General features: G+C 75.4%; 16 protein-coding genes. 7 read left to right on the top strand and 9 right to left on the bottom strand.

Annotation, left to right across the window (positions count from 1 at the left end):
* Nucleotides 1-438 precede the first annotated feature (438 nt).
* Both ABZ805_RS21000 and ABZ805_RS20995 read right to left on the bottom strand, forming a co-directional pair.
* On the bottom strand, nucleotides 439-1,479 hold the full coding sequence (locus ABZ805_RS21000; RefSeq protein ID WP_358442796.1) for an amidohydrolase family protein: 1,041 nt from the start codon (nucleotides 1,477-1,479) through the stop codon (nucleotides 439-441).
* Nucleotides 1,476-2,186: an SDR family NAD(P)-dependent oxidoreductase gene (locus tag ABZ805_RS20995; RefSeq protein WP_358442793.1), complete on the bottom strand. Its 711-nt coding sequence runs from the start codon at nucleotides 2,184-2,186 to the stop codon at nucleotides 1,476-1,478. The genes ABZ805_RS21000 and ABZ805_RS20995 overlap by 4 nt, the downstream gene beginning before the upstream one ends.
* A 67-nt stretch (nucleotides 2,187-2,253) precedes the next feature.
* Between ABZ805_RS20995 and ABZ805_RS20990 the strand changes: the two genes are divergently transcribed.
* Nucleotides 2,254-3,300, top strand: coding sequence for an Lrp/AsnC family transcriptional regulator (locus tag ABZ805_RS20990; RefSeq protein ID WP_358442790.1), 1,047 nt, complete (start codon nucleotides 2,254-2,256; stop codon nucleotides 3,298-3,300).
* A gap of 51 nt (nucleotides 3,301-3,351) precedes the next feature.
* Here ABZ805_RS20990 and ABZ805_RS20985 read toward each other — a convergent pair whose 3' ends face one another.
* The 5 genes from ABZ805_RS20985 to ABZ805_RS20965 all read right to left on the bottom strand — a co-directional run bounded on the left by ABZ805_RS20985 (nucleotide 3,352) and on the right by ABZ805_RS20965 (nucleotide 8,656).
* A complete protein-coding gene (locus ABZ805_RS20985) occupies nucleotides 3,352-4,185 on the bottom strand; it encodes a class II fructose-bisphosphate aldolase (protein WP_358442788.1) in 834 nt (277 codons plus the stop codon).
* On the bottom strand, nucleotides 4,179-5,633 hold the full coding sequence (locus ABZ805_RS20980) for a four-carbon acid sugar kinase family protein (protein WP_358442785.1): 1,455 nt from the start codon (nucleotides 5,631-5,633) through the stop codon (nucleotides 4,179-4,181). Before ABZ805_RS20980 ends, ABZ805_RS20985 begins: the two co-directional genes overlap by 7 nt.
* A 1-nt stretch (nucleotide 5,634) precedes the next feature.
* Nucleotides 5,635-6,732: an isocitrate/isopropylmalate dehydrogenase family protein gene (locus ABZ805_RS20975; protein WP_358442782.1), complete on the bottom strand. Its 1,098-nt coding sequence runs from the start codon at nucleotides 6,730-6,732 to the stop codon at nucleotides 5,635-5,637.
* Nucleotides 6,733-6,766: 34 nt separating this feature from the next.
* Entirely contained in the window at nucleotides 6,767-8,152 is a 1,386-nt protein-coding gene (locus tag ABZ805_RS20970) for a gluconate:H+ symporter (protein ID WP_358442779.1), read from the bottom strand.
* Between the two features lie 81 nt (nucleotides 8,153-8,233).
* Nucleotides 8,234-8,656: a VOC family protein gene (locus ABZ805_RS20965; protein WP_358442776.1), complete on the bottom strand. Its 423-nt coding sequence runs from the start codon at nucleotides 8,654-8,656 to the stop codon at nucleotides 8,234-8,236.
* Nucleotides 8,657-8,809: 153 nt separating this feature from the next.
* On the opposite strand from ABZ805_RS20965, the gene ABZ805_RS20960 reads away from it, so the two are divergent.
* The 5 genes from ABZ805_RS20960 to ABZ805_RS20940 all read left to right on the top strand — a co-directional run bounded on the left by ABZ805_RS20960 (nucleotide 8,810) and on the right by ABZ805_RS20940 (nucleotide 12,710).
* Entirely contained in the window at nucleotides 8,810-9,511 is a 702-nt protein-coding gene (locus ABZ805_RS20960) for an FCD domain-containing protein (protein ID WP_358442774.1), read from the top strand.
* Between the two features lie 29 nt (nucleotides 9,512-9,540).
* Nucleotides 9,541-10,218, top strand: a complete 678-nt coding sequence (locus ABZ805_RS20955; RefSeq protein ID WP_358442771.1) for a GNAT family N-acetyltransferase — start codon at nucleotides 9,541-9,543, stop codon at nucleotides 10,216-10,218.
* An 86-nt stretch (nucleotides 10,219-10,304) separates the two neighbouring features.
* Nucleotides 10,305-10,598, top strand: coding sequence for a hypothetical protein (locus tag ABZ805_RS20950; RefSeq protein WP_358442768.1), 294 nt, complete (start codon nucleotides 10,305-10,307; stop codon nucleotides 10,596-10,598).
* Entirely contained in the window at nucleotides 10,588-11,844 is a 1,257-nt protein-coding gene (locus ABZ805_RS20945) for a cupin domain-containing protein (RefSeq protein ID WP_358442765.1), read from the top strand. The genes ABZ805_RS20950 and ABZ805_RS20945 overlap by 11 nt, the downstream gene beginning before the upstream one ends.
* Nucleotides 11,841-12,710, top strand: a complete 870-nt coding sequence (locus tag ABZ805_RS20940; protein ID WP_358442762.1) for a sucrase ferredoxin — start codon at nucleotides 11,841-11,843, stop codon at nucleotides 12,708-12,710. The genes ABZ805_RS20945 and ABZ805_RS20940 overlap by 4 nt, the downstream gene beginning before the upstream one ends.
* A 212-nt stretch (nucleotides 12,711-12,922) precedes the next feature.
* Here ABZ805_RS20940 and ABZ805_RS20935 read toward each other — a convergent pair whose 3' ends face one another.
* Together ABZ805_RS20935 and ABZ805_RS20930 are read right to left on the bottom strand one after the other, a co-directional pair.
* A complete protein-coding gene (locus ABZ805_RS20935; protein WP_358442760.1) occupies nucleotides 12,923-13,978 on the bottom strand; it encodes a HAMP domain-containing sensor histidine kinase in 1,056 nt (351 codons plus the stop codon).
* Between the two features lie 10 nt (nucleotides 13,979-13,988).
* A complete protein-coding gene (locus ABZ805_RS20930) occupies nucleotides 13,989-14,666 on the bottom strand; it encodes a response regulator transcription factor (RefSeq protein WP_358442757.1) in 678 nt (225 codons plus the stop codon).
* A gap of 85 nt (nucleotides 14,667-14,751) precedes the next feature.
* Here ABZ805_RS20930 and ABZ805_RS20925 point away from each other — a divergent pair, with 85 nt between their 5' ends.
* Complete coding sequence (locus ABZ805_RS20925) at nucleotides 14,752-15,327, top strand: M15 family metallopeptidase (RefSeq protein ID WP_358442754.1); 576 nt, start codon at nucleotides 14,752-14,754, stop codon at nucleotides 15,325-15,327.
* Nucleotides 15,328-15,400 lie beyond the last annotated feature (73 nt).

The following is a 15,400-nucleotide window of genomic DNA, read 5'->3' as shown; positions in this document are numbered from 1 at the left end:
TTCACGGCCACGGCAGGAGGTTCCGGTGGTGCACCAGCTGGTTCGCGGCGCGTTGGCCGGAGCGGCCGGGACGACCGCGTTGAACACGACGACCTACCTGGACATGGCGGTGCGCGCCCGGCCGAGCAGCAGCAGCCCGGAGCGGACGGTGCAGGAGGCCGAGCACCACCTGGGCGCGTTGCCCGGCGGTGAGTCGGCGGTGCGCAATCGCCGCTCCGGGATCGGCGCGCTGCTCGGCATCGGCGCCGGACTGGGGGTGGGCGCCGCCTACGGCTGGGCTCGGGCGATCTGGCCGCGCGCGCCGCTGCCGCTGATGGCGGTCGCCGCGGGCCTCGCGGCGAACGCGGGCAGCACCGCGCCGATGGCGGTGCTCGGCGTGACCGACCCGCGCGAGTGGACCGCGCAGAGCTGGGCGATGGACCTGGTCCCGCACCTCGCCTACGGCGCCGTCACGGCCCTCACCTTCGAGGCGTTCCGCTGGACGAGCTCGCCGAGGCCGAGGAGCGCCGCCGCGTTGCCCGCGCAGAACCGGTGCCGGTCCTCCTCGTCGGTGAACTCGTCGAAGAAGAGCCCGAGCTGCGCGGCGGTGGGCCGCTGGAACGGGTAGTCGGTGGAGAACACTAGTTTGTCCACTGTGGTCACTTCGAGGGCGTGCCGCAGCAGCACGGGTTCGAGCATCCCGGAGCAGGTGAGGTGGAAGTGCTCCCGGACGTACTCGGAGACCGGTCGCGGCAGTCCGGCCGCGGCGGACAGCGCATCGGCGCGGCTGAGCCAGAACGGCAGCAGCTCGCCCCAGTGCCCGAGCACGATCCGCAGCCCGGGGAACCGGTCGAAGGTGCCGCGCAGCACCAGCCGCAGCGCCGCGGTCCCCGCGTCCACGTGCCAACCCCACCCGTAGGTGGCCAGGCCGAGCCCGACGGCGTCCCCGAGCCCGGCGCACGCGACTGCGCGCACGTCGCGCGGGGGCGGCCCGGGGTGCAGGAACAGCGGCAGCCCCAGTTCTTCGGCGGTGGCGAACAGCTCGTCGTGCCGCGGGTCGTCGAGCGGCACGTCCCCGGCACGGCCGTGCACCACCGCGCCGACGAGACCCGATCCCGCGGCGCGACGCAGTTCCGCGGCGGCGGCCGCGGGGGCGACCACGGGCAGCGTCGCGAAGGCGCGGAACCGGGTGGGATGCCTGCGCACCGCGTCGGCGGCGACGTCGTTCGCGTCGCGGCACAGCGGAACGGCCGCCGCCGCGGGCAGCGCGCCGGTGCCGGGCGGGTTCGCCGGGGACAGCACCTGCACGTCGATGCCCCGCGCGTCCATGTCCGCGATCCGCGCCTCGCCGAGGTCTTCCAGGCGCGCCGCGAGGTCGCCGTGCTCGCTCAGCGCCAGCGCGTCGTCGCGCAGGCCCGCGGGCCGCGCCCGCAGCGCGGCGGTCGCGGCGGGCAGGTCCCAGTGCTCCTCGACCGCGATCACGGTTCCCCCGCCGGTCACCACGGCACGGTCTTCCCGAAGCGGTCCAGGTAGGCGATACCCGGTTCGCCCAATCTGGACAGGAGCACGTCCACCAGCAGCGGCGCGCTCTCCTCGACGGTGTAGGGCGCGTCGGGCCCGCCGAGCGCGGTGCTGATCCAGCCGGGCGCGAGCAGCAGGAACGCCCGCCGCGATGCCGGGTCCCTGGCGGCGAGACCGCGCACGAACATGTTCAGGGCGGCCTTGCTGCCCCGGTACAGCTCGCGGGATCCGGTGGTGGCGTTCGCGATGCTGCCCTGCCCGGAGGACATCGCACCGACGAGCCCGTCCGGGGCGACGAGGTCGGCGAGCGCGTCGAGCACCCGGGCGGGGCCGAGCGCGTTCGTCACCATCACGTCGACGAAGTCGGCGGTGCGGACCCGGCCGATCGGGGTGCGCCCGTCGTCGGTGGTGCCCGCGTTGACGAACAGCACGTCGAGCCGGGTCCCGGCGAGCCGGTCGTGCAGGTCGGGCAGCCGCTCGGGTTCGGTGACGTCGAGCCGTTCCACCCGCACCCGCCCGTCGGAGCGCTCGGCGAGTTCGTGCAGCGGGGTGCGGGCGGTGGTGTCCCGGACGGTGCCGATGACGTGCCACCCCCGGTCGAGCAGTTCGGCGGCCAGCGCGCATCCGAGGCCGCGGGAGGCGCCTGCGATGAGCGCGGTCGGTCCTCCGTCTCGTGGTGAATCCATGCCGCCGAGCCTGCGCCCGGCTCGGCCCGCAGGCACGCGCCACGGCCGGATTCGTAGGATTCCGCTCATGACGGCACCCGTGGTGAGCGAATCCGCCGACATGAGCCCCGAAGACGTGCGTCTGCTGCGCGCGCTGCAGATCGGCCCGCGCGCCTCGTTCGCGTCGATCGCGGCGGCGCTCGGCGCCTCGGAGGGGGCGGTGCGCCGCCGCTACCACCGGCTGCGCAGCGAGGGCGTGCTGCGCGTGGCGGGCATCGTCGATCCGGGTGCGCTGGGGCAGACCCGGTGGCTGGTGCGGTTGCGCTGCCGCCCGGGCAGCGCGGCGGCGATCGCCGAGGCGCTCGCGAAGCGGGACGACGTGAGCTGGGTGGCGCTGGGCGCCGCCGGTGCCGAGGTGACCTGCGCGGTGCGGTCCCGGACCCGGGAACAGCGCGAGGACCTGCTGGGCCGCCGGCTCCCGAGCACGGCGGCGGTGCTCGACATCCGCCCGGCGGCGATGCTGCGGCAGTTCGTCGGCGGCCGCGGGCACTACTGGGCGGCGCTGCGCGGGGTGCTGACCGGGCGGGAGGAGGCGGCGCTCGGCTCCACGGGGAACCCGTTCGCGGAAACCCGCGCCGGTGCGGCGGATCCGGTCGAGTTGTCCACTTCGGACGAACGGCTGCTGGCCGCGCTGGCGGCGGACGGCCGGGCCGGTTTCGTGGAGCTGGCGGCGGCCGCGGACCTCACCCCGGGACGCGCGGCCCGCCGGCTGCACGCGCTGGTGGAGCGGCGGGTCGTGCACGTCGACGTGGAGATCGCGGCGGCCGCGCTGGGCCTGCACGCGCGGGCGAACCTGTGGCTGCGGGTGCACCCGTCGGCGGTCAGGGACGTGGGGCGGGCGCTGGCGCGGGAACCGGAGGTCGGGTTCGCCGCGGCCGTGTCCGGGCCGCACAACCTGCACGCGGTGGCGCACTGCCGGACCTTCGACGACCTCTTCGAGTTCACCACCGACCGCATCGGCGCGCTGCCGGGCGTGCAGGACCTGGAGGTCTCGCCGTTCCTCCGGCACGTCAAGCAGGCGGGCACGCTCGTCGACGGCGACCGGCTCGCCGTCCCGGGAGCCCCGCGCGGCTGAACGGGTGTCGGCCGTCGACGGCCGATCACCCGCCCGCCCGGCGAGTTCCGGTCACCGCGGCCCGAAGGAGCGGATCGCGGCCACCGCCCGTTCCTCCACCGCGTCCCGACCGGCCCGCCAGACGGCGACCGCGTCCGATCCGGGCAGTGCCGCGGGCAACGCCGCGGCGACGGCTTCCAGGTGGGCGCGGCGCAGCTCCGCGTTCACGTTGATCTTCGCGACGCCGGCGTCGATGGCGCCCCGGATCTGCTCGGCGGGCAGCCCGCTCGCGCCGTGCAGCACCAGCGGCACCGGCACCGCGGACCGGATGGCGCGCAGCCGGTCCAGGTCCAGCCGCGCGTCCGGGGAGAACCCGTGCACGTTGCCGACGGCGACCGCCAGCGCGTCCACCCCGGTGCGGCCGACGAAGTCCGCGGCCTGCTCCGGCGAGGTCATCGCCGCGGACCGCGCGCCGGTGGAGACGTCCTCGTCCCCGGCGAGCGCACCCAGCTCCCCTTCCAGCCAGGCGCCGTGGTCGTGGGCGATGCGGACGGCTTCGGCGGTCGCCGCCACGTTGTCCTCGTACGGGTCGTGCGAACCGTCGTACATCAGCGAGGAGTAGCCGAGTTCGGCGCACCAGCGCAGTTCGGCCAGGTCCCGCCCGTGGTCGAGGTGGACGCCGACCTCCGCGCCGGTGTCCGCGGCGGCCGTCAGCGCGACGGTCGCCAGCAACCGGCCCGCGTGCCGGAAGTGGCTCGCTCCCGCCAGCAGCAGCACCGGCGACCCGGTCCGCTCCCCCGCTCGCACCACGGCCTGCACCTGCTCCAGGTTGTAGGTGGCGAACGCGCCGAGCGCCCACCCGCCGTCGGCGGCGGCGCGCAGCGCACCGGTCCCGCGGCTCAGCACGCGGCTTCCCGGAGCCTGCGAACCGCGTCGCGCAGCCCGTGCTCGTCGCCGACGTTCCCGGCGAACACGCCGTAGGGCACGCCGGTCGCCGGGCCGGACACCGGTTCCCAGATCGAGGCGGTGCCGGGCAACAGCGTGCCGCGGGACCACGCCCGGCGGATGCCGAGACCACCGGTGGCCACGTCCGAGGAGGTGATGCCGCCCTTCGCCAGCACGAACGCGGGCCGGACCTCGGCAAGAACCGACCGCACCACCGCGACCAGGGCGGCGCTGACGGTGCGGGCGATCTCCAGGCTGTGCTCGGCATCGCGCCCGCCGACCAGCTCGCGGCTGGTGCGCAGCACGACGTCCTCGGCGGCCCCGGCGCGCAGCAGCGCGACGACGCGGGCCGTCAGCTGCGCGATGTGCTCGGCGCAGGCCACCGGGTCGAGCACCCGGGCGACGTCGAGCTCGGCCTCGGTGGTGCGGCCGTCGGCGTGCAGCGCGGCGAGCTGGCGAGTGGTGAGGCCGACGTGCGAACCGACGACCACCAGCCCGCGGCTCGACCGCTCCCGCGGATCGTCCGGGCCCGGCTCGGTGGCGCGCAGGTCCGCCGGGTCCGCGGGCGGGTGCGCGCGCTGGCCGGTGCGCGCCCGCACGAACGACGGCCCGGTGCGGTAGACGAACCGCTTGCCGTCCGCTTCGGCGCGCAGCAGCCCGGCGACGAGCACCCGCAGGTCCTCGTCGGCGGCGGCGTCGGCGACGACCGGCAGGCCCCCGGTGCTGCCGCCGAGGATCCGGGCGACGGCCTCCGGGCCGCCGGTGCGCAGCTCGGCCAGCGGCACGGTCACCACCGAGTCCCGCGGGACCCGGCCGCCGGTCTTCTCCTCGACCCAGTCCCGCAGGTCGGAGCTGCGGTAGCCGAAGGTGCGGTCGCGGGCGAACTCCGTCTCGCCGACCGGCACCATCCCGTCCGCGGTGCGCATCCAGTGCACCGCGTCCACCGTGATCCGCCCGGGTTCGATCAGGGCGGGCACCAGCAGCACACCGTCCACGTCCGCCCCGGCGGCCGCGCTCTCGGCGGCGAGGACGTCGGTCTCCAGCGGGAAGTGCCCGCGCAGCGTCGAATCCCCGCGACTGGCGAAGGCGCAGTCGACGCCGAGCTCCCGGGCGACGTCGAGGGCGGCGCGCGCGATCTCCCGGTTGGTCCGGGCCGCGTCCGGCGGGGCGAGGCTGCGCGTGTTGGTGAGCACGAAGAAGCCCGGGGTGTCCTGCGCGAACGCCCACTCCAGGTCCTCGCGGGTCCAGCCGGTGAGCACCGGCAGGTCCCGGATGCTCTGCGTGCCGGTCGGGTCGTCGTCGAGCACCACCACCCGGCGGCCGGCCGCGACGGCCGCGGTCAGCTCGGCGGCCGGGACGTCCCGCGGTTCGGGGGCGTCGGCGAGCAACCGATCCTGCGAGATCGCCATTTCAGGACTCCAACCCCGTCAGCTCCCGCACGATCGCGTCCCCGACCTGCGCGGTGGAGGCCGTGCCGCCGAGGTCGGGGGTGCGCCCGGCCGGGTTCTGCAGCGCCGCGTCCACGGCGCGTTCGATCAGCGCACCGGCCCGCACGGCGCCCTGGTCCTCGCGGCGGCGCCCCAGCCAGTCGAGCATCAGCCCGGCCGAGAGCACCGCGGCGACCGGGTTCGCGATCCCCTGCCCGGCGATGTCCGGCGCGGAACCGTGCGAGGACTGGAACAGGCCGTGCTCGTCGCCGACGTCCCCGCTGCCGGAGAGCCCGAGACCGCCGACGGTGGCGGCGGCGAGGTCGGAGATGATGTCGCCGAACATGTTCTCGGCGACCAGCACGTCCAGCGACTGCGGGCGCTGCACCTGGTAGGCCGTCATCGCGTCCACGTAGGCGTAATCGCGCTGCACGTCCGGGTACCCGTCGGCGACCGAGTCGAAGACCTCGCGGAAGAACGCGTAGCTGGACAGCACGTTCGCCTTGTCCACGCAGGTCACCTTCGCCGGGCGCGCCGGGTTCGCGGCGTGCCGGGAGCGGGCGAGCTCGAAGGCCTGGCGCACCACCTTCTGGGTGCCCCGCCGGGTGATCACGATGGTGTCGGTGGCGACCTCGCCGCGCACGTTCGTCCCGCCTTCGCGGGAGGCGTAGAGGCCTTCGACGTTCTCCCGCACCACCACGTAGTCGATGCCGTCACCGCGGGTCAACGGCTGCGGCAGCGCCGGGATCGAGTGCACCGGGCGGATGCCGGCGTACAGGTCGAGGCCGAAGCGCAGCCGGAAGATGACGTCGCCGTTGACCTCGCGGCCGTCCGGGTGGCGCGCCTCGGGCAGGCCGATGGCGCCCATGTAGATGGCGTCCGCGGCGGCGCAGGCCGCGTACTGCTCGTCGGGCATAACGACCCCGGTGCGCTGCCAGCGCGCGGCGCTCGCGTCGAGCTCCTCGAAGTCCAGCCCCAGCCCGCCGAGTTCGGCGGCGGCCTCGGCGACCTTGAGCGCCTCGGCGGTGGTCTCGGGTCCGATCCCGTCGCCGCCGAGCACGGCGATCCGGTAGGTGGTCATGCGATTCCCCTTCGGTAGCAGCGAATTCGGTGCTTCACAGCAGGACCCACAGCAGGCTCACCCCGGCCATCGAGGTCACCGACAGCACGGTGTGGCTCAGCGTCCACACCCGCAGGTTCTGGCCGACGGTCAGGCCGAAGTACTCCTTGCTGAGCCAGAAACCGGCGCTGTTGACGTGCAGCAGGAACGAGGATCCCGCACCCGCGGCCAGCACCAGCAGCGCGAGGTGCACCGGGTCGAGCGCGCCGACGCTCGGCGCCACCAGCGTCGCCGCCGTCACGCCCGCCACCGTGGCGGAACCCAGCGCGGCGACGAGGATCGCGGCGATCCCGAAGGTCAGCAGCAGCGTCGGCACCCCGGCCCCGGCGGCCAGGTCCAGCACCGCGTCCGCGGTGCCGGAATCGACGATGACGCGGCTGAACCCGCCCGCCGCGCCGACGATGAACGTGATCCCGGCGATCGGCGCCAGCGACGAGCCGACCCACCGCTCGCGCACCTCGCGCGGGGTGCCGGACAGCCCACCCAGCACGACGATCGCGACCAGCACCGAGATCAGCAGGGCGACCGCGGGTTCCCCGGCGAGCTCGACCACGGCGTGCAGCGCCCCGGTGCCGTCGGTCCAGAACAGGTCGGTGGCGGCCTTGCCGAGCATGAGCACCACCGGCAGCAGGATCACCGCGAAGCTGCGGGCGCGTCCCGGCGGGCGCGGCACGTCGGCGCCGTCGGCGGCGAACAACCGCTCCAGTCCGGCGGGCGGGCGCGCCTGCACCCAGCGCCGCATCAACCGCCCGAGCCACGGCCCGGTGAGCAGCACCGCGGGTGCGGCGACGACCAGCCCGAGCACCAGCACCAGTCCGATGCTCGACCCGAGCGCCCCGGCCGCGCCGACCGGGCCGGGGTGCGGCGGCAGCAGGCACTGCGCCGCGTCCAGCCCGGCCAGCAGCGGGAACGCGAGCAGCGTGAGCTCGATGCCGGTGCGCCGGGCGAGCAGCAGCACCACCGGGATCAGCGTCACGAACCCGACTTCGAAGAACATCGGGAGTCCGATGAGGACGGACGCGGCGAGCACCACCCACGGCAGCCGCCGCACGCCCACCCCGCCGGTCAGGGTCTGCACGATGCGCGCGGCGGCGCCGGATTCGGACAGCACCGCGCCGAACATGGCGCCGAGCGCGATCAGCACGCCCGTCTCGCCGAGGGTCTTGCCGATGCCGGTGGTGAGCCCTTCGACGGTGCCGGTGACGCCGAGCCCGGCGGCCAGGCCCACCAGCACCCCACCGCTGAGCAGCGCCAGCACCGGGTGCAGTTTGAGCGCGCTGACGGCGACCGCGACGAAGACGATGCCGCCGAGCAGCACGACCATGAGGCGGATGTCGTGCCCGGTGAGCGGTGCCGCCGCCGCGGCCTGCGCGCCGATCACGGCGCACCTGCGCGGGAGCGCGCGTTGTCCGGTTCCATGCTGCTGTCCATTCCTTTGCGACGTTGCGAAAGGTCGTGCGGGTCAGGCCGGCCGTTGGACGAGTTCGACGAGTTCCCCGCCCGCGGATTCGGCGAGGAAGGCGCACGGCAGCCCGTATCCCCCGGTGAACTCGTCCTCCGCCGGCTGCCCCGCCGAGCGCAGCGCCGCGCCGAGGTCGGCGACGGCGAAGCAGACGTGGTGCAGTCCTTCGCCGCGTTCCCGCAGGTGGGTCAGCGGCGGTCCGGGGCGGTGCGGTTCGAGCAGCTGCAGCCCGGCGGCGGTGCCTCCGGGCGCGCAGCCCTGCGGGTAGAGCCAGACGAGCCGGACCCCGACCGCGGCCACGAACTCGTCGTGGACGACGCGCAGGCCGAGGTGCTCGACGTACCAGCGGGCGGTGCGGTCGGCGTCGCCGGTGATCAGGGCGACGTGATCGATCGGACCCGCGGGGGTGGGCGGCTCAGCCACGGGTGGCCTCGTGCGCGGTGGCGAACACCGGAACCTCCTTGGTCGACCAATTGGTATGACCGCTTTGTAGCAAGCCGGTGTGCCCGATGTCCATACCCCCGTCGATCTCTAGGATCGGCGAGCACGCGACATCCGCGGGAAGGAGCACGACCAGTGGCCGAGGACACCGCACCCGGCGAGATCCGCCGCTCGGACGAGGTGGTGGCGGGGCTGCTGCGGCGCATCCTGGACGGCCGGCTGCGGCCCGGCGACCGGCTGCCCGCCGAACGCGACCTCGCCGCCGAGTACGGCGTCTCCCGCACCGCGCTGCGCGAGGCCATGAGCAACCTGACCGGCCGCGGCCTGATCGCCTCCCGCGGCGGCAGCGGGCTGCGCGTCACCGCGGTCGCGCCGGAACGCGCGCAGGAAACGCTGTTCCTGTACCTGCGGGACAACGACCTCGACTACCGCTCCATCCACGAGGTCCGCGAGGTCATCGAGGTGCACGCCGCGGGCGCCGCCGCCGAACGCGGCGACGCGGAGACCGCCCGCCTGCTCAGCGCCGCCAACGACGAGCTGCGCGCCAGCGGCGAGGACGTGGCCCGCGCCGTCGCCGCCGACTTCGAGTTCCACCGGCTGGTCAGCGTCATGGCGGGCAACGAGATCTTCAGCCTGCTGCTGTCCTCGCTGCGCGGCGGGCTGATCCGGGTGCGCGAGCACAACCTCGTCCTGCGCGCCGCCCACCGGGAGGCCTGCGACTCGCACCAGGCCATCGTCGACGCCATCACCGCCCACGACGCCGACGCGGCGCGCGCCGCCATGGCGAGCCACCTGAGCGCCGTGTTCGGCTACTGGCACACCGCGGAACAGCGCTGAGCCGGAGGACGACGAGGGAGGTGCGAGCGGTGGATGACGTGCTGGACGAGCCGGTGCTGGCCTCGCTGGGCGGGCGGCACGCGCACCTGGCTCGGTGGTGCGGGGCGGCCGCGACGTACCTGCCGGAGGTGACGACGTTCGCGGCGCTCACCGAACCCGGGCCCGCCGCGTGGGACGACCTGGCGCGGCTGCTCGGTTCCGGGGCGCTCGCCGACATGTTCAGCTCCGAAGCGGAGCCGCCGCCCGGCTGGGAACCGGTGTTCGCGCTCGAAGCCCGGCAGCTGGTCGGCCCGGCCACGCCACCGCGCGCCGAACCCGGCCCCGAGATCGTCGAGCTGGGCGCCGCGGACGTGCCCGCGATGCTCGACCTGGTCGCGCGCACCGAGCCGGGGCCGTTCTGGCCGCGCACCCGCGAGCTCGGCACCTACCTGGGCGTCCGCGAGGGCGGGGTGCTGGTCGCGATGGCGGGCGAACGGCTCCGGCCGCCGGGCTGGACGGAGCTCAGCGCCGTGTGCACCGCTCCCGAAGCACGCGGGCGCGGGCACGCGGCCCGGCTGGTCGGCGCGCTGACCGGGCGCATCGGGGCGCGCGGCGAACGGCCCTTCCTGCACGTCACCGACAGCAACACCGCGGCGCTCGCGCTCTACGAGCGGCTCGGCTTCCGGACCCGCAGGCCGGTGACCTTCCGCGGCCACCGCGTCCCCTGATCCGCGACGGCACCGCATACTTCGCGCCCGCGCCGGGTAAGCGGGAGGGGCACTGGCGGTGACCGCGCACGACCGAGGAGGCTCAGGTGGCTCTCGACGACGATGACATCAGGAGTTCGAGCAGCGGCGGACCGGAAGGACCGGCCGATTCGGGCGCCGGGCGCGGCACGCCCGGCCAGCACGACGGCGGCGCGGACGGCGGAGCCGACGGGGGCGCCGAAGGACCCGCCGACTCCGGTGCCGGGCGGGGCACCCCGGGCCAGCACGACGGCGGCGCCGACGGTTCCGCCGAAGGACCCGCCGATTCGGGGGCGGGCCGCGGCACGCCCGGGCAGCACGACGGGGGCGCCGACGGCGGAGCCGACAGCGGTGCCCGCTGAGGTCAGCAGCCCCGTGGAGGACGCCGCCGCACCCGCGGCGGCGCTCTCCCGCGTCGTCGGGCCGGACGTGGCCGCGTTCGCCCGGCGGCACTGGGGCCGCGAACCGCTGCTGCGGCGCGGCGCCGACCCGGACTCGTTCCGCGACGTGCTCGACCTCGACGGCGTCGACGAACTGCTGTCGCGGCGCGGGCTGCGCACCCCGTTCCTGCGCCTCGCCCAGCAGGGCGAGGTCGTCGACTCCGGCTCGTTCACCGGGCCCGGCGGCGTGGGCGCGGAGATCGGCGACCAGGTGCGCGACGACCGGGTCGCCGCGCTGTTCGCCGAGGGCGCCACGGTGGTGCTGCAAGCGTTGCACCGCACCTGGTCCGGGGTCGTCGACCTCACCACCGCGCTCGCCGCGGAACTCGGGCACCCGGTGCAGGCCAACGCGTACGTGACGCCGCCGTCCTCCCGCGGGTTCGCCGCGCACTACGACGTGCACGACGTGTTCGTGCTGCAGCTCGCCGGTCGCAAGCACTGGACGGTGCACGCGCCGGTGCACCCGGACCCGCTGCGCGACCAGCCGTGGAACGGGCACGCCAGCGCCGTCGCCGCCCGCGCCCGCGACGACGCACCGGACATCGACGCGGTGCTGGAACCGGGCGACGCGATGTACCTGCCGCGCGGCTGGCTGCACGCGGCGACCGCGCTGGGGGACGTGTCCGCGCACCTGACGATCGGGGTGCACGTGCTCACCCGGTTCGCGCTGGTGGAGGCGCTGACCGCGCTGTGCGCGCGGGACCCGGAGCTGCGCGCTTCGCTGCCGCTGGGCATCGACGCCGCCGATCCCGGCGAGCTCGCCCCGCACCTCGACGCGGTGCGCGACGCGCTCACCCGCGCGCTGCGGGACGTGTCCGCCGACGACGTCGCGCGCCGCGTCCGCGGCAAGGTCTGGAACGGCGGGCGCCCCGAGCCGGTGCGGCCGGTCGCCACCGCCGAGTTCGCCGCCGGGCTGGCCGCCGGGGACGTGGTGCGGCGGCGCGGCGGGCTGCGGCACGAGATCGTCGACGGCGCCGACGAGGTGGTGCTGGAACTGCCGGACCGGCGGCTCGCGCTGCCCTCGGTCACCGCCGACGCGCTGCGCGCGCTGCTCGGCGGCGGCGCGTTCCGGGTCGGCGAACTCCCCGGACTGGACGAATCCGACCAGGTGGTGCTGGTCCGCAGGCTGCTGCGGGAGGGCGTGCTCGTCCCCGCGGCCCTGACGTGACCGGGCATCCCTGGCCGCGCTGCTCCTTCGTCGCCGAAGCGGCGGGCGATCCGCTGGAGGGGTCGGCCCCGCCCGCGCAGCAGTGGTTCCTCGTCGAGCACCCCGGGCCGTGGGGGCGGCACGCGCCCGCCGGGTCCGGGATCGACCCGGCCGTCGTGGACGCGCTCACCACCTGGGCCGGTGCGGTCGGCGCGCGGGTGCTGCTGGTGCGCAGGCCGGGCCGGAGACCGCGGCGCGGGCACCGCTGGTTCCGGGTGGATTCCCGGCCGGGCCGGGAATCCGTCCGGGGCGGCGAGTTCACCACCGACGCCGAGCTGCCCGCCGCCGTGCACGCGCCCGGCGAACCCGTGGCGGGACCGCTCACGCTGGTGTGCGCGCACGGCAGGCACGACACCTGCTGCGCGGTGCGCGGCCGGCCGGTGGCCGCGGCGCTCGCGGCGTCCGCGCCGGGGAGCACCTGGGAGTGCACCCACCTCGGCGGCTGCCGGTTCGCGCCCGCGGTGGTGCTGCTCCCGCACGGTTTCGCGCTCGGCGGCCTGCCCGGCCCGGACGCGGTCGGGGTGGTGCGCGACTACGCGGCCGGGGAGCTGGACCCGCGCTGGGTACGCGGCCGCACGTCGCTGCCGCCCGCCGTGCAGGCCGCGCAGCACCACGCGCGGGCCGCCACCGGGGCCACCGGCGTGGACGCGCTGCGCCCGGTCGGCGTCGAACCCGACGGCGACGGCGGCTGGCGGGTGTCGCTCGCCGACCCGGCCATCGCGGTCCGGCTCCGCGAACGCTGGGTCCCCACCGGCCGCCCCCTCACCTGCGCGGCGACCGCCCCGGGGCGGATGCGCCTCTTCGACCTCCTGGAACTCCACGAGTGATGCCGGTCCCGCCGGGGGGCGTCGTGCGAAGGGTGGGGTGGCGGAACCTCAGCGCTGTCCTCGCTGCGGGATCGTTTTCACCGGTGGCTCCGCCACAGGAGAAAACGCCGTCCTCGCGAGGAAAGCGCTGAGAACCCGCGGCGGTGCCGGTTGCTGGAGTGGTCGGCTACTCAGCGGCTTCGCCGCTGAAGAGTGGCGGGGTCGGGCCGCGATCACCCGGGAAGTTCAGCGATGACGCGGAGACCTCCGTCCGGGCGGGGTTCCAGGTCGAGGGTGCCGCCGTGCGCGTGCACGACGCTGCGCACGATCGCCAAGCCGAGCCCGACGCCCGCGTGCTCGTCGTCGCGCACCCGTTCCGCACCGCGCTGGAACGGCTCGGTCACCGTCGCCACCATCTCCGGCGCGAGCACCGGCCCGGTGTTCTCGACGAGCAGCACCGCGGATTCCGGCCGTGCTTCGGTGCGCACCCGCACCACCCCGCCCGCGGGCAGGTTGTGCACGATCGCGTTCTGCACCAGGTTCGTCACCATCCGCAGCAGCAGCGCCGCCGAACCGGACGCCCACGCCGCGTCCCCGCCCGCGTCGAGTTCGACGCCGCGCCGTTCGGCCAGCGGCAGCAGGGTTTCGACCGCCTCGTCCACCAGCAGCGACAGGTCGACGGGTTCGCGGGTGAACGACCCCCGGTCGGCGCGGCCGAGCAGCAGCAGCGCCTCGGTCAGCTCCACCGCGCGCCCGTTGACCTGCTGCAGCCGGGTGACGAGGGCGTCCACATCGGGTTCCGGGTCGTGGCGCGCCACTTCGAGCAGCGTCCGCGAGATCGCCAGCGGGGTGCGCAGCTCGTGCGAGGCGTTCGCGGCGAACCGCCGCTGCTCCGCGGTGTGCGCTTCGAGCTGCGCCAGCATGGTGTCGAAGACGTCGGCGAGGTCCCGGAACTCGTCCCGCGGGCCCGGCAGTTCGATGCGGTGTGCCAGCGACCCGTCCGCCGCCAGCCGCGCCGCCGCGCCGATCCGGTGCAGCGGCGCGAGCATCCGCCCGGCGAGGAACCAGCCGCCGACCAGCCCGAGCACCAGCACCGCCAGCAGCACCAGCACCGCCTTCGGGACGAACGCGCGCACCAGGTCCCCGCGCCCCGGCACGAAACCCCCGGCCGTGTTCACCTGCTCCGGCACGTACCGCAGCAGGAACGCCCACACCACGGTGAGCAGCAGGGCGTTCGCGACCACGAGGAACCCGGCGTAGCTCAGGGCCAACTTGAGCCGGGCGCTCATCCCGGGGCGCCTAGCCACGGTCGTCCGCCACGGCCTCGATCCGGTAGCCCACCCCGGGGACGGTCGCGATCAGCCACGGTTCGCCGAGTCGTTTGCGCAGCGCGGAAACGGTGATGCGGACCGCGTTGGTGAACGGGTCGGCGTTCTCGTCCCACGCCCGCTCCAGCAGTTCCTCCGCACTGACCACGCCGCCCTCCGCGGCGACGAGGACCTCCAGCACCGCGAACTGCTTGCGGGTGAGCGCGACGTGCCTGCCGTCGCGGAACACCTCGCGCCGGAACGGGTCCAGCCGCAGCCCGGCGATCTCCCGCACCGGTGGCCGGGACCGCACCCGCCTGCGGTCCAGCGCGCGCAGCCGCAGCACCAGCTCGCGCAGCGCGAACGGTTTCGTCAGGTAGTCGTCGGCGCCGAGCTCGAAGCCGGATTCCTTGTCGTGCAACCGATCCGCGGCCGTGAGCATCAGGATCGGCACCCCGCTGCCGGAGTCGACGATCCACCGCGCCACGTCGTCCCCGGACGGGCCGGGGACGTCCCGGTCGAGCACCGCCAGGTCGTAGGAGTTGACCTGCAGCAGCTCCAGCGCGGTGTCGCCGTCCCCGGCGACGTCGGCGGCGATCGCTTCCAAGCGCAGGCCGTCCCGGATCGCCTCGGCCAGGTAGCGCTCGTCCTCGACGATCAGCACTCGCATGCGGTGATCCTATTCGGCCGGCATATCGCGGGCGTATGCGAAAACGGATACGCGGCGGCAACAGCGCGAGGTCTTCGCTGGAGGCATGACCACGACACCGCAGTTCCGGAACCGGATCACCGCCGTCTCCGCCGTCGCGCTGCTCGGCGTCCTCGGCACCGCGGCGGCCGTCGCCGCCTCCCCCGCGCTGCGCGGCGAATACACCGCCGCGGACGGTGCGATCGCCGACGACCGGGAGGTGTCGGTGTTCGACGACGCCGAGCCCGCGATCGCGAAGCTCGACGAGGACCTGCGGGACGCGCTGCGCGCCGCAGCGGCCGAAGCCGCCGCCGACGGGCTGCCGTTCCACGTCACCAGCGGCTGGCGGTCCCCCGCCTACCAGGACCGGCTGCTGAGCGAGGCCATCACCGCCCACGGTTCCCGGCAGGAGGCGGCCCGCTGGGTCGCCACCGCCGAGTCCTCCGCGCACGTGTCGGGGGACGCGGTGGACATCGGGCCGTACGACGCGGCCGACTGGTTGATCCGGCACGGCGACGAGCACGGGCTCTGCCAGATCTACGCGAACGAGCCGTGGCACTTCGAACTCCGCCCGCTGGCGACGAGCGAAGGCTGCCCGCAGCCCTACGCCGACCCCACCGAGGACCCGCGCACCCAGCCGTGACGGCCGCCGCGAGCAGCGGGCCGAGCGGGGAGCGCGCCGCCTCCGCCAGCACCTCGGTGATCGCCTCGGCGAC

It is taken from the genome of Saccharopolyspora sp. NPDC047091 (assembly GCF_040643635.1).
Lineage (GTDB): Bacteria > Actinomycetota > Actinomycetes > Mycobacteriales > Pseudonocardiaceae > Saccharopolyspora_C.
This window is presented reverse-complemented; position numbering and strand designations above follow the sequence as displayed.